14 protein-coding genes and 1 pseudogene are annotated in these 13,922 nt (G+C 48.3%); 10 read left to right on the plus strand and 5 right to left on the minus strand.

Annotated features, from left to right (window positions below):
- Nucleotides 1-87: 87 nt before the first annotated feature.
- Nucleotides 88-390, minus strand: a complete 303-nt coding sequence (locus AC6I8B_RS19945) for a TehB family protein (RefSeq protein WP_157353145.1) — start codon at nt 388-390, stop codon at nt 88-90.
- A gap of 145 nt (nt 391-535) precedes the next feature.
- On the opposite strand from AC6I8B_RS19945, the gene norR reads away from it, so the two are divergent.
- Entirely contained in the window at nt 536-2,056 is a 1,521-nt protein-coding gene (gene norR / locus AC6I8B_RS19950; RefSeq protein ID WP_033787081.1) for a nitric oxide reductase transcriptional regulator NorR, read from the plus strand.
- Between the two features lie 242 nt (nt 2,057-2,298).
- Here the strand turns inward: norR and AC6I8B_RS19955 are convergent, their stop codons facing one another.
- The gene (locus AC6I8B_RS19955; RefSeq protein ID WP_497816492.1) at nt 2,299-3,471 is read right to left on the minus strand and encodes an EAL domain-containing protein; all 1,173 of its coding nucleotides are present in this window, start codon (nt 3,469-3,471) and stop codon (nt 2,299-2,301) included.
- An 818-nt stretch (nt 3,472-4,289) separates the two neighbouring features.
- On the opposite strand from AC6I8B_RS19955, the gene AC6I8B_RS19960 reads away from it, so the two are divergent.
- The 5 genes from AC6I8B_RS19960 to fetB all read left to right on the plus strand — a co-directional run bounded on the left by AC6I8B_RS19960 (nt 4,290) and on the right by fetB (nt 9,974).
- Complete coding sequence (locus AC6I8B_RS19960) at nt 4,290-5,468, plus strand: methyl-accepting chemotaxis protein (RefSeq protein WP_157353140.1); 1,179 nt, start codon at nt 4,290-4,292, stop codon at nt 5,466-5,468.
- 491 nt (nt 5,469-5,959) lie between these two features.
- Nucleotides 5,960-7,318, plus strand: coding sequence for an esterase-like activity of phytase family protein (locus AC6I8B_RS19965; RefSeq protein ID WP_157353138.1), 1,359 nt, complete (start codon nt 5,960-5,962; stop codon nt 7,316-7,318).
- 430 nt (nt 7,319-7,748) lie between these two features.
- A complete protein-coding gene (locus AC6I8B_RS19970) occupies nt 7,749-8,237 on the plus strand; it encodes a hypothetical protein (protein ID WP_010247034.1) in 489 nt (162 codons plus the stop codon).
- Nucleotides 8,238-8,539: 302 nt separating this feature from the next.
- A complete protein-coding gene (fetA, locus tag AC6I8B_RS19975) occupies nt 8,540-9,208 on the plus strand; it encodes an iron efflux ABC transporter ATP-binding subunit FetA (RefSeq protein WP_497816494.1) in 669 nt (222 codons plus the stop codon).
- Nucleotides 9,195-9,974 carry an iron efflux ABC transporter permease subunit FetB gene (gene fetB, locus AC6I8B_RS19980; RefSeq protein ID WP_332837878.1) on the plus strand — a complete coding sequence of 260 codons (780 nt, stop codon included), beginning with the start codon at nt 9,195-9,197 and terminating at the stop codon, nt 9,972-9,974. The genes fetA and fetB overlap by 14 nt, the downstream gene beginning before the upstream one ends.
- A 207-nt stretch (nt 9,975-10,181) precedes the next feature.
- On the opposite strand, the gene AC6I8B_RS19985 is transcribed toward fetB, so the two are convergent.
- Nucleotides 10,182-10,583 carry a VOC family protein gene (locus tag AC6I8B_RS19985; RefSeq protein WP_033760565.1) on the minus strand — a complete coding sequence of 134 codons (402 nt, stop codon included), beginning with the start codon at nt 10,581-10,583 and terminating at the stop codon, nt 10,182-10,184.
- A 201-nt stretch (nt 10,584-10,784) separates the two neighbouring features.
- On the opposite strand from AC6I8B_RS19985, the pseudogene AC6I8B_RS19990 reads away from it, so the two are divergent.
- A pseudogene (locus AC6I8B_RS19990) lies at nt 10,785-11,237 on the plus strand (ABC transporter permease subunit); the annotation flags it as partial.
- Between the two features lie 153 nt (nt 11,238-11,390).
- Here AC6I8B_RS19990 and AC6I8B_RS19995 read toward each other — a convergent pair.
- Nucleotides 11,391-11,903 carry a hypothetical protein gene (locus tag AC6I8B_RS19995; protein WP_157353132.1) on the minus strand — a complete coding sequence of 171 codons (513 nt, stop codon included), beginning with the start codon at nt 11,901-11,903 and terminating at the stop codon, nt 11,391-11,393.
- 321 nt (nt 11,904-12,224) lie between these two features.
- On the opposite strand from AC6I8B_RS19995, the gene AC6I8B_RS20000 reads away from it, so the two are divergent.
- From AC6I8B_RS20000 to AC6I8B_RS20010, 3 genes are all read left to right on the plus strand, one after another.
- Complete coding sequence (locus AC6I8B_RS20000) at nt 12,225-12,536, plus strand: antibiotic biosynthesis monooxygenase (protein ID WP_010670399.1); 312 nt, start codon at nt 12,225-12,227, stop codon at nt 12,534-12,536.
- A 171-nt stretch (nt 12,537-12,707) separates the two neighbouring features.
- Nucleotides 12,708-13,346: a TetR/AcrR family transcriptional regulator gene (locus tag AC6I8B_RS20005; RefSeq protein WP_050679322.1), complete on the plus strand. Its 639-nt coding sequence runs from the start codon at nt 12,708-12,710 to the stop codon at nt 13,344-13,346.
- Nucleotides 13,343-13,525 carry a hypothetical protein gene (locus tag AC6I8B_RS20010; RefSeq protein WP_071778610.1) on the plus strand — a complete coding sequence of 61 codons (183 nt, stop codon included), beginning with the start codon at nt 13,343-13,345 and terminating at the stop codon, nt 13,523-13,525. The genes AC6I8B_RS20005 and AC6I8B_RS20010 overlap by 4 nt, the downstream gene beginning before the upstream one ends.
- 175 nt (nt 13,526-13,700) lie before the next feature.
- Here the strand turns inward: AC6I8B_RS20010 and AC6I8B_RS20015 are convergent, their stop codons facing one another.
- Complete coding sequence (locus AC6I8B_RS20015; protein ID WP_010247042.1) at nt 13,701-13,922, minus strand: hypothetical protein; 222 nt, start codon at nt 13,920-13,922, stop codon at nt 13,701-13,703.

Here is a 13,922-nt window from a genome sequence, read left to right on the forward strand (position 1 = left end):
GGCATATTTTGTGTTAATGACATCGAATTGTTAAAATGACAATACATGTGATATAAAAAACCCGCCGCAGCGGGCCAGTGATATGGCTCATTTCGATGATTCCGGAATATGAAGCTCGCGTTCAAATCCGTCGCCTTCTAATGCAACGTCTGGGTCAGCAAAAAATTCAAGATTGAAATAAGTGTCATCTCTTAACACCTCAATGCGGTGCCAGTATTGCGGCGGGCTGATGCCAAACTGTCCGGCGATAATGGTGGTTTCCATTTCGTGTTCTGTCTCGTGTTCACCGGAGAAACCATAATATTTCACCGCACCGCACATAACTGAAAGCCTGCCATATACGCCTTTTTTCGTGTTGTGATGTGTCAAAAGCGCTTGCGGCATGGTCATACTCCCTGGCTACATTATCTAATCTGATAAGGCATATTCCATGCCATTACTTAACACGTTGATTTGCATCAAACAGGCAAAACGGGATTGTGCTAAATACAATGCGTTTAGTTGTCTTTGAGACAATTCATGTGCAGGTGACAATATGACGCTTTCTGTTGAAACACTGGCGGCGCTGGCTGTCGATATTCAAAATGGTGTACACGGACGCGATCGGTTTATGCGGATGATTAACAGCATCCACGGCGCGCTAAACTGTGATGCGACCGCGCTGTTACGCTACGAGAATCAGCAGTTTCGTCCGCTGGCCACCGCGGGTCTGGCACCGGATGTGATGGGGCGGCGATTCAATCTTGATGTTCATCCACGGCTTGAGGCCATCGCGCGCGCTGGCGATGTGGTGCGCTTTCCCGCCGACAGCGATTTACCCGATCCCTATGATGGATTGATTCCCGATCAAGGCGATTTACACGTTCATGCCTGTGTCGGCATGCCACTTTTTATCGGACAAACGCTGATCGGTGCCCTGACGCTGGATGGCATTAATGCCACTCAGTTTGATGAATACAGCGATGAAGAGTTACGAGTGCTGGCGAGTCTGATGGCGGGCGCACTGAACAATGCCTTGCTGATGGAGCGTTTAGAAAAACCCGCTTCATCCTTTACACCGTCACCACACCGACCCGAAGAGAACGAAGAGGTGGAAATCATCGGTGATTCGGCGGCGTTAGCGCACCTCAAACAGCAGATTGGAGTGGTTGCTCCTTCTGATCTCAGCGTGCTGATCATGGGCGAAACCGGCACCGGTAAAGAGCTGATTGCTCAGGCTATTCACCAACAATCGCAGCGCGCAGCGCGGCCACTGGTATATTTGAACTGTGCAGCCCTGCCGGAAAGCGTGGCGGAGAGCGAGCTGTTTGGACATGTCAAAGGAGCGTTTACGGGTGCCATTCACGATCGGCCCGGCAAATTCGAGTTGGCGGACAAAGGTACGCTATTTCTTGACGAAATCGGAGAGCTTCCGCTTTCGCTGCAGGCCAAGCTTTTACGTGTGCTGCAGTATGGCGATCTGCAGCGGGTGGGCGAAGATAAGCCACTTACCGTTGATGTGCGCATTATCGCCGCAACCAACCTCGATATGCGTAAGGCGGTGACCGATGGCAAATTCAGGGCTGATCTTTATCATCGCCTAAGCGTCTTCCCGCTGTTCGTCCCGTCGCTGAATGAGCGTCGGGACGATATCGTGCTGCTGGCGGGCTATTTCTGTGAAAAGTGTCGGGTTAAATTTGGTCTGTTAAGCGTTGCGCTAAGTTCTGGCTGCCGCGCTATGCTGCAAGCCGCGAGCTGGCCAGGAAATGTGCGCGAGCTGGAACATGCCATATACCGCGCCGTGATTATCGCGCAGGCCGAATCACGCAACGGCGAAGTTATTCTGCTTCCGCAACATTTCCAACTGGAGAATAGCGGGGCTGTTCATGCAGAACCGATCAAAACGTTGCTAGCAACGCCAGTGATGAACCTCAGCGAGGCGACGCGTAAATTTCAGTACGATTACATCAAACAGGTCTATGAAAGCTGCGATCGGGTGTGGGCTAAGGCGGCTAGAAAGCTGGAATTAGATCCGGGTAATCTTCATCGGCTGGCAGTCAAACTGGGCCTGAAGTAAAAGGGCAGCCTTAATCGAAAACAGGCCAGGAAATTCCTCCATTCTGTAGGGTAAAACGTTTAAATAGGTCAAAGAACATGTGCCTGCTTACCAATGATTCACACAGAATGTTGTTCGCAACTACTGCTTCTGGCACTAAGCGGGCATTTTCCCCATCTTCAGCTAACAACCTGAAACTGAAGCCTGCACCGGTAAGGTTATTTTCGCGACAGGGAAATAACAGCTGATGTGGTGAACTGGCACTAAGGCTGAACAAGGTTGTTCTGACGGTCAATGTTAAAGCCAAACACACAAAACCCCAGTAAATCTTTTGCCTCATCCTCCACCCGCGTAATCATAACCAAATCGGTGCTACCGCCGGGCAGCTTTACCTCAAACGGAGGGTAAGGAAGACCTTTTGTCCTGAAATCCTGCAACCAAAGCAGCTTCTCAGCTTGAGACGGTATCACTTCAAAAATATGGCGATGGGTAATGTCCTGCATTGGCCAGCCAACCCGCGCTGCAAAGGTATCACTTGCGTCAACAATCATCAGTTCAGGGCTGAGAAAACAGATAGAGGTGTCAGGCGCAGCATACATCGATGAAATCTGATGCGCGCGCTGCTCAAGAGACATTCGTGCCACACGACTATGAAATTTACGGCCAGAGCCAGCGGTGAGAAAATTATGTGTTTCTTCAGCCGGGAGCGGCCTGCTGAATAAGTAGCCTTGTGCATAAGCGCAGCCGATACCCCGCAACATCTCAGCTTGTTCCTCTGTTTCAACACCCTCAGCAATGACGTCCATATCCAGGCTGCGGCCCAAACCGACTACGCTGGAGATAATTTTCCGGCTATCCTTTTTCTGAAGCATTGAACGAATAAAACTGCCATCAATCTTAATCGTGCTGGCGGGAAGCTGGATAAGCCAGGCAAGGCTTGAACAGCCGGTGCCAAAGTCATCCATAGCAATCATACAACCCATTTCAGACAATGCTTCGAGTTCTGCATGAGCCGTCTCAATATCATCGATCAATGCTGTCTCGGTGATTTCTATCCTGAGCCGCGAAAGGCTGAACTGATAACGTTCAGCCAGTTTTCTTAAAATTTCGGGAAGGTGCTTACCGTTCAGTTGTGAAGGAGAAACGTTTAAAGACAGAAACTGGTGTTCTGGCCAGGTGCTCGCTGTCATGAATCCCTGAGCGGCCAGACTTGTCATCAGCTCATTGAGTAACCCATGATGTTCCATAGCCGGAATGAACTCAGCCGGAGATACGATAAGCCCTTCGGGCAAAATACGCCGTGCCAGCAATTCAAAACCTACTACGCGCTGATCCTCAAGTGAGACTATCGGCTGAAAAAAAGGTTTAAACTCGCCCGACTTAATTAGCTGCTGATAAGTTGCACGAGCATCAGCATCTTTCAATTTTTCATTCATTTAAATATCCTGAAACGTATTTCTGTAAGGCATTGATGACCTGAGCGGGAACGGAATAGAAAACCTTTTTTAAAACCCTGTTTTGTTTGCGGCGGGAAATTAATCTTTTGCAAACGTCGTTTTTCCGGAGGCCTTAAATTGTCTACGGTTATTAAGTACGAGATACATAGCTATGATGTCAGTGAGCGGGCAAGTTTCATGAACATAAAATGCCATATTTATTTAACTCACGGGTCTGCATGAGGCTGATGGTATCTGGTATGGTAAACCAGAAACAAATTGAAACCAATCCCATAAAAATATCGCTTAAGTTAAATATTAAACCCTGTTAATGCATTTAATATGATCAGCAGCCAGGCTCTCTTATGCGTTGACGAATTATACTTATGGATATCAATAAGTCATGTCCGGACTTTTGTCTGCAGGCAGAGGTGGCAGCTCAAAGCTAAGCCACTCATTTAATACCTGCGATAGCCGGAAAATATAAACTCACAACCGTATGTCAAAACTCAGCATAACAATTCACTGTGAATCTTCATGGGGGATCGGAGCGTCGGGATTATAAGGCCTGAAATTTTTCAGATATCATAGACCAAAGATAATTTTGTGCCACATGATTTCAAAAAAATACATTTAGCACGCTGGTGGTGATGCTCATCCATCATCTCTGTTCCGGTAGCTATAGCTGGCGAGCTATCTATAGCATCTTGTTACAGTATTAATTCAAACCAGCGACCTTTAACTGAATATCCAGAAGGTTCTGCCGATAACCCTTTCAGGCATATTTTTATGCCTGTATATGCTCACCAGGAGAAATAATGCTGAATTTATTCCGGAAACAGTCCGCCAAAGAGCCGACAACGATGGATATCGCTGAGAAATTTATCGATGAAACGATGGATGTGGATCATAGTGATGCCACGCTGCTGAAATGTATTATGAACCTCAGCCAGAAAGGCTACTGGTATGTTGAGACGACCGATCTTAAAAGTGACGCGCCTGCATTTGTTTCACCTGAAGCACGCCAGCTTATGGGATTGCCTCTGCAGAAGGAGGTCGGGCTCTCTTCGCTGATCCAGATGATCCATGCGGATTTCCGGGAAGCGTTCAAAGGTTTGATAAGTCATACACTCAAACATAGCGGTGATGAAAAGCTGTTACGCTGCCTGATAAAAACTGGCGCAAATACCTTTCAGTGGTTTTGCATTCGTGCATCATACAGTCGTGAATTTACGCCGCCGCGCCTGGTTGCCGTTATAGAGAATACAGAAGAAGAAACGTCCCAGTCCCGCCAGTTTGATATTGTCTCCACCCGTTTTGACCTGTCGCGCGAAATGCTTAATGACGGCCTCTGGGATCTGGATATTATTGGCGGAAATCCCCTGAATCCCGATAACGTATTCTGGTGGTCACCGCAGTTCAGGAAGCTGCTGGGTTTTGAAACCATTGAAGAGTTCCCTGATGTGATGGACAGCTGGGCATCACGCCTTCACCCGGATGACAAACAGAATGCGCTCGATGCTTTCGTCAGCCACCTGATGGACTTCAGTGGTAAAACCGGTTTTGATATTGAATATCGTCTTAAACTGCGAAGTGGTGAATACCGGTGGTTTCAGGCCCGCGGGCAGACTAAACGTGCACCTGATGGTACCCCTTTGCGTGCCGTCGGCGCGCTTATTGATATTCAGGGCCGTAAAGACCGTGGGCGACATGAGGAAAGCGAAGTCAGGCGAAACATTCAGACCGCCGAAACCGCAAAAGAAATTGCCGAACTCGTCTCTGAAAACGGGATTATTGCTGCGCAGATCAAACTCATTTCACTGAACGCCAGTATCGAAGCCGCGAGGGCAGGTGTACATGGCCGTGGATTTTCTGTTATCGCCAGTGCTATCCGGGGATTAGCGGAAAGAACGGCAGATATCACCGGACACATTTCTCGTCTTCAGATGCGAATAAGTAATTCGGCTAGCGGCATAGAAAAATCGCCTGAACAATAAACATCACACATTGATTAACACTTACCACAGGTAAATACAGGGATGTTCTGGTGAAGAGATACCACAGCATGTCTTTGATTTACTGTAACCAGAACATCAGTTCAGTTCGCAGTTTCACCCTATGAAAATTCTCCCGGAGTGGGTTCACATTTCATTATGCGAACTTGCTCTGGGAGTTACTCAGCACCTCAGAGCAAATATCTGGATAGTAAGTAGCCCGCAAGCTTTCTCATCTGTGGTTCACATCCGGAAGTGCATGATGATAGCAATAGGGTGATGAATAACAATCATTTTTCTGCCAATGTCAGCTCCTGGCACTGAGCAGACAGCGTTGCGCACAAATCAACGTTCACTCTACGTTCAACACCTCCCCAGCCGGCGCCTTAACGGTGGAAAAATCAACCTGTTAGCAGTCCGTTTTTACCGCAAATATCATTTTCCTGTCATTTATGTTCTTTACGCTGTCAGCTTTCTCTCATGGATTTAATATTATGAAAATAAAAACGATTTCTTTGGTTATCAGTTGTGCGCTCTCGTTTTCTGGTCTTGCGGCGCAACCTCAGGCTGAGCACTATATCGTCAGTTTTCCGGAAGGTACGCGCGTGAGCTACAGCGGCGCGTTCGCCAGTACGTTTCCGGATGGTTTGCCGGTGGGAATCGGCTCCGGTTTGCTGTTTACCGGTAAGCAGGGGGATGCGCTCACCTTCGCGACCGTCACCGATCGTGGGCCGAATGCCGACTCACCCGATGTGGGCAAACATGAGTCAAAAATTTTCGTCACGCCAGACTTCGCTCCGCTGCTGATGAATATTCGGGTGCAGAACGGCAAAGCAGAAGCCACGGATGCCCGACCGCTGCATGACGACAAGGGCAATATTAACGGATTGCCGCTACAGGATGGTGTCATCGGCTCAACCAATGAAGTCGCGTTAAGCGACACACTGAAAGTGCTGAAGGGCGATAACCGTGGTCTGGATACGGAAGGAATTACGCCGGACGGGAAGGGCGGGTACTGGTTGTGCGACGAATATGGCCCGTTTCTGATTAACGTTGATCAACGCGGCAAGATTCTGGCGATTCACGGGCCGCAGGCTAATGAAGGGGAAAAATCCATTGCGGGCGGACTGCCTAATATTCTTAAGTGGCGTCAGCCTAATCGTGGTTTTGAAGGGCTTACCCGTATGCCGGACGGGCGCATCATCGCCGCGGTGCAGAGTACGCTGGATATCAACGGTAAAAGTAAAAAGCAGGCGCGCTTTACCCGCCTGGTGAGCTTCGATCCGGCGACCGGGAAAACCGCGATGTATGGATACCCTATCGACAGCCAGGCTTATAGTAAAAACAGCGACGCCAAAATTGGCGATATCGTGGCGCTCGATAATCAGCATATTCTCTTGATTGAACAAGGCAGCGATAAAAACGACGCGATGCGCAACCTTATCTATAAGGTGGATCTCAGTGCGGCTACCGATCTTGCCGCATTCGACAAGCCTGGTGAGTATCCGGAGGCTGACAACGAGAAAGCGCTGGCGCAGCGAGGCATTAAGCTCGCAGCTAAAACGCTGGTGGTCGATTTACGTCAACTCGGCTGGCAGCAGGAGAAGGCCGAAGGACTGGCGCTTATCGACAGTAAAACCCTGGCGGTCGCCAATGACAATGACTTCGGCGTGAAAACGGTCATGCAAAATCCGGTGGAAGGTAAGAAGCGCAAGGATTATCGGCTGAATGAAAAGGGGGAACTTACTGTAGAGGGTAAGCCGGTTGCAACGACGATCGGCGTGAAGCCGCTGAAGAAACCGGAGACGGACAGCGAGTTATGGATCGTAACGCTGCCGGAACCGCTGAAATAAACGTTCCCCTTGCCCTGGGCTGTCTGCGCTTAGTGCCTGATTTTCTGTAAAAGAGCAGGATACAGCCCGGATTTACCCGCGAAAGATCGGTCTGCGCCGTTTTGTTATAGCGGCCGGCAGCAGACCGATATTCGTTTAAGCAGTTAAACAGCTTTCCACCGCGTTGCGGCATTAAGCGTCACTGGCGAACTTTAAACGTCAGCCTGGCGTTTATTTTTTATTTTCATTGCGATAACCGCTTCCTTCTGCATCCGAGCGCTTTCGATATCGGGCAACCCGGTCAACTACGGCTCAAGTCGCCAGGTTGCAGGGCGTGATTATAACATTGTGTAATAATATGTTATCTGCCTCTTCAACAGATACTCACCACCGTGTAAGTTCTGGGGTCTCATACGCTTGTTGTCCCCGTAATCCGCTGAGGAGAAAGAGAGTGAAAGCAACCGCAATGGCCGCTACAAGTCTGTTAATGCTGATGAGCAGTGTTCACGCTGAAGGTCTGACGACGTCAGCAGATGGTAAAAACCTCGCCGTCAGCTTCGGCCAGCCCACCATCAAACAGGTGCTGCACTACCGAAAAATGTATGACAAAAAGCCGTTTCCGGATGCGGAGATTTATTATTACGACAACGGTACCTATAAAATCATTTCTCAGGGCGAAAACCACTACGGTGTTTACGTCATGCAGGGCAAGTTTGATGATGAAACTTTCACGGTGCGTTTTATCTCTCTGCCTTCTGCTGACTGGGGCAATAAAACGGCTTTTCATCAGTTAACTTTTATCAGGGGTGACGAGCAGAACGTCTTTATTCAGAATGCCATTGTGGATACCGGTGAAGCCATTGCGCAGCAGAACGGCACCTATACTCAGGAAAAAAACACCGTAACCAACCCGGTCTCTACCAGCTGGAAAAACAAATAATTGTCGGGTGGCAGCGTGTCTGCCACTCTGATTTAAACCCGATGCCTGCCACGTTCCTCGTGCAGGATCATATTGAGTTTTGGCTGGCGGACACCTCCACACACTGATTTTTTACTCAGAAGATGCATAGCCGCAATTAAATGCCTTATATTTCATAGCCTGATGTACATTTGCCTTGCAGCGCCCACGCCAGCAGTGTGAGTGCGCTGCAACATGCAGTACCGGTAATCTGCCTGTGAAGGGTAACTCCTGCTTTTTTTGATACTGCCAACACTCAATTTGTCAGGTCCTGAGGCGCAAATATGGACAGAGTTTCACTCCTGCTGGATGTGCAGGATGTCGCTTTTTCAGTCGGGGATAGGCAGCTACTGAAACCGGTCTCCCTGCAGTTATATCAGGGTGATTGCGTCTTGCTGACCGGCCCATCCGGAAGCGGAAAAAGTACCTTCCTCAAAATCCTTGCTTCGCTGATTACCCCCACCTCCGGGCAACTTTTCTTCAGGAACAGTGATATCACCACGCTGAGAGCAGAGGCCTATCGCCAGCAGGTCTCGTACTGTTTTCAGACGCCGCAACTGTTTGGTCAGACGGTATATGACAACCTGGCGCTGCCATGGCAGATTCGACGTCAGAAACCTCAGCGGGACAAACTTGTTGCTGCGCTGGAAAGCGCAAATCTCTCTCCGGATATGCTGAATAAACCTGTTGAACAACTATCAGGCGGAGAAAAGCAGCGTGTCGGACTACTGCGCAATCTGCAGTTTATGCCTGAGGTACTGTTACTGGATGAAGTCACCAGCGCACTTGATGAAGAGAACAGACTATCAGTACTTTCACTGATTAACCGGATCTCAGCTGAAGAAAAGGTAGCCGTGGTGCGGATTAGCCATGACGTTAACGATATCCAGCAGGCTGAGCAGGTGCTTCGGCTTGAGCCGCCAGAAAAGGAGAATAAGCGTGAATCAGCATAATATCAGTGACACCTCTCTATTGCTGTCACTGACGCTGGTGGCTATAGCGCTGCTTATCAGCCAGAAAGAAAAGCTCGGCATGAGCAAAGATATTCTCTGGAGTGTATTCCGGGCGATAATTCAGCTGGTGATTGTCGGCTTTGTATTGAAGTCGATCTTCGATGTTAATAACAGCTGGCTGACGGTACTGATGGTGCTGTTTATCTGCGTTAATGCCGCGATCAACGCCCGTAAACGCGGTCGAAATATTGATAACGCTTTTACGATATCGTTTGTTGCTATTTTTAGTGGCACCGTTATCACGCTGACGATTCTGGTGCTGAGCGGGGCGATAGCGTTTGTTCCGATGCAGGTCATCCCCATCACGGGCATGATCGCCGGTAATGCCATGGTCGCAGTAGGGCTCTGTTACAGCAACCTGAACCAGCGCTTCAGCGACAACCAGCAGAAAATTATGGAGATGCTGAGCCTTGGCGCATCGGTGAAGCTGGCATCGGGCCGCATCATTGCCGACAGCATTCGTACAGCCATGATGCCGACGGTGGACGCTGCCAAAACCGTCGGACTGGTCAGCCTGCCAGGGATGATGTCCGGACTGATTTTCGCCGGAATAGATCCGCTCAAGGCGATTAAGTATCAGATTATGGTTACGTTTATGCTGATAGGAACTGCCAGTCTGGCAACGATCATTGCTGTCTATTTATCCTATCGTCGTTTTTATAATGCCAGGGCGCAGCTAAAAATATCGGATAGATCGCTGGATTAGCGAAACTGATTGGCGGATCTGAAGATTATAGCTGGTGAGGAAAGTAAGTCTGCTATCACACGGCGCTCTGTTGCTCGCGAGCGCTTAATTGATAGCAGAGTGCTCAGGGGATGCTTCAAAAACACTCCCCGCTGATCTGAAGTATCCCGGCAGGGTTCGTACTTTTATTGTTCATCTGGATGCCTGATACACAACTGGCTTTGGTTTTTAATTCTGCCTGTTCTGATAAAGGTCCCAGCGGTTGCCGTACAGATCTTCAAAAACCACCACGGTTCCGTACTCCTCTTCACGAGGCTCCTGGGAGAATGTAACGCCTTTCGATTTCATGGCTTTATAGTCTCGCCAGAAGTCATCCGTCTGCAGAAAAAGGAATACTCTTCCGCCGCACTGATTGCCGATAAAACCTTCCTGTCTGTCATCTGAAGCGCGAGCCAGAAGAAGATTGCAATCGCTTTCAGGGTCAGGTGTAACTACAACCCAGCGTTTACCTGGCTGCGGTGTATCCTCAACAAGGGTAAAACCCAGCTTTTCGGTGTAATACTCAATTGCCCGATCATAGTCATCAACCACGATGGCCACATATCCCATACATCGCTTCTGCGTTCTCATTTCTGCTCCGTCATGTTTCAGGCCTGGTTGCCTTGAAACATTGTTTTAACACAAACGAGTATCCCTGGTTTAAGTGAATTGATTCAGTCATCACAGTATTCAACCGTTGCAATAAAGATACATCAGCTGACATCAGCCTATAATTTTTATAAATTCATGGCGCGGGTATAAAAAAATATTTGAGGGATTTACTCATACACACTCGATATTCTGCAATCCGTTCCGGTGCTAGGCTAAATCTCTTTTACCGTGACGTTCTTTATTGCGCTGTTTCCTGGACAGGTACTGGGCGTAGAGCTGGCGGCGATCTTCGCATTGTTCACCAGCCAGGCATGGAACATGACCTTTAGCTTCTATCAATCGTTACGCACCGTATCTGCGGATTTGGTGGAGGTTTCCCGCAGTTTCCATCTGACAGCATGGCAATGTTTCTGGAAACTGGACGTGCCTTTTGCCGTTCCGGGGCTGATCTGGAACATGATGATGTCAATGTCTGGTGGCTGGTTCTTTTTCGTGGCCTCCGAAGCGATCACCGTGGGCAATAACGCTTATACGCTGCCCGGCGTAGGCGGCTATCTGGCTCAGGCTATCATGCATAAAGATATTCACGCCATAGGCTGGGTATTGCTCACGATGGTGATTGTGATTCTGGCATAATTTTTTCCTACAATGATCAGACTGAAATCTTCAGCCTGGAAGATATCGAGTTCTGAGTTTTAACAAAAGAATGACGGCTGTTGTATAAAGAAATCATGCTGTTTATGTGTGGGCCTGAAGGTACTCAGGCCCCGAGCTGCGTAATGACGTTTACTCTTTGATTTTAGCGTTAACAATGCTCATGCCTGCCGCATTGCTTCGTTTAGTCACGCGAACCGTTCCGCCGGCAAAATAATTGCCCACGGGTTCACAGACCTTTATCCGTCTTTGCAGGTCCGGGTCGTTAACCTCAACACCCGAACAGTCGTGACGCCCGCCGCCCGAAAACTCGCTATAAGCGGTATACTTGCTGAGGGTGCCCGGAAGAAGCCAGGTAACCGTGGTCAGCAGCATATAGCTAAAAAAGGCCATCAGCAGAACGGACCCTGCGAAAAGTTTGATGTTATTCATTATGCCGTTGACAGCCTCACCTTTACCCCATTTTTTAATAATAAAAAAAAGAGCCAGTCCCAGCGGCAGGACGGCACACCATAATGCGTCGAGCACAGGTTGAGTCAGAAAGGTATTACGGTCAATTTCATTGCGCCACACAAAAAAAGTAAATAAGCAGCCAAGCACTCCGGTAATTAACAGCGCGAAACGGCGGGTTGAATAGGTATTCATTGGCAGCTCTCTCCCTGAGTCTTAAGTATTTGGCGCTGATAAGCGGCAGTTCCCTGAACCGGTTAGTTCTCATGGTAAACCAAACGTCAGGCGAAATTATCGTATGTTCGAAGGTTATCACGTCGGTCTTTCTTAAGACAAAAAGCATGAGCTTTATGATGGTCAAAATGGGCGATTGTTTGTATGCCCGACGCTCTGTTTATGGTCAACTAGCCGGTAAGTAATTTATTAATATTCCATCTTACACCCCCAGAAAACGAATCGTTGTTCCTGCATTGTCATGTTATGGTTAAAACCCTTCAACAACATGAGGATAGCAACATGATTGTCAGAACATGGCACGGATGCGTACCGGCCAGGCACGCCGAAGGTTTTGCAACTCACTTGCAGAAGACCGGTGTTGAACATTCAGAAGCGACGCCAGGGAATCTGGGAGCCTATGTACGCAGAGAAACGCAGGGTGAGTGGGAGCATTTCTTCCTTGCGACGTACTGGGAAGATTTAGAAGCCATAAAAGCCTTTGCAGGCGAACAGTATCAAATTGCCGTTACCTATCCGGACGATGAAGAATATGAGTTGCTATCAGATCCCTACGTTTTTCAGCATCACGTCCAGACTGTAATCCCATTATAAGTATTTGCCTGCCGCCGCCAGAAGGCGGCCAATGACTCACCTGAACCTGTCCGCTGACTCAGCATAAAATTTTACCAGGCAAAAAGCATGACTTTTAACGCAAGGTTTATATAAAGCCTTTTAATTGTAGATTGATTGATCTACAATCAATCGTCAGCACAGGAGAACCTTATGAAAGCATCAGCAGGCAGACCCAGAGAATTCGATCCAGAGACGTTCCTCAACACCGCACTTGAATGCTTCTGGCAGAAGGGATATCAGGCAACATCTATGGCTGATCTTATGAAAGCATCAGGTCTGGCAAGTGCCAGCATCTATAAACTTTATCCCGATAAGCGCGCTATCTACCTGGCTGCTTTGCAGCGATACATGGATGAAGGCATTTCAAGGACAGTGAAACGAAATGCAGAAATGTCGCCAGAAGCTGCATTGCGAGAAACGCTGGAATTTGTGGCTCAGTTATCATCAGCTCCTGCCGGAGAGAAAGGGTGCTTCACTATTGCGGCAGCCAGCGAGCTTTTACCCGGAGACGAAGAGGTTAAAGGCAAAGTTTCCTGTAAATTTAACCGTTTAATTAACGAGTTAGAGAACATCTTAAAAAGAGGCCAGGATGAGCGGGTATTTCGCCAGGATGAAGATGCGCGAGTCATGGCTCAAAGCATTTTCATGATGCTGGAAGGTATGCGGATATATGGAAAACTCCAGCCAGCGATTGGAGATCTGAGAAAAAGTAATGACTTCATTGTCAGAACGATACTTTCAGACAACCATGACGTAACCGGCAATAGTGCAATTAAGGCATCCGCATGATTGAAGTGGGCACCATTGTTCGGCGAAGAAAAAGAAGAAGAATAATGGTGGTAATTGAATATGCAGATGGTATGGCATTGTGCGGATGGGTCGATAAAGGACGTTTTTTTAAAAGGCGTTTTCCACTGTCTGAATTAAAAATAGGCGTGCCTTATTCAAATTTCTGGTCACTCACCTAAATCATTGCACCTTTAAAGACATTTGGTTCAAATAAACATAATTACCATAACCGGCTGCCATTAATGCGCCGTACTTTAGCGATGCAACAGACTCAGAATAGTTATCACTCAGCGATCACCGGACATCATCAATGCCCGGTAATCAGTTGATTTACATCGGTGCTACAAACTCAGTTTATTTTTGAGACTGCTGATTTTGCTCAGCCTCTTTCTGTTTTTTCTTCGCCATATGATGACCGACTGCGCAGCCCGCTGCGGCACCGGCCACACCATGATGAGCAACATGACCTGCGACACCGCCTACTGCGGCTCCCTTAAGACAGCCCTGGGCATTAGCCTGTAAATTCACCGACAAAAACAGTCCGGTAGCAATAACGATAACTGATAATTTTTTCAT

This window comes from Pantoea sp. X-Soil-ISGK-285 (assembly GCF_059730815.1).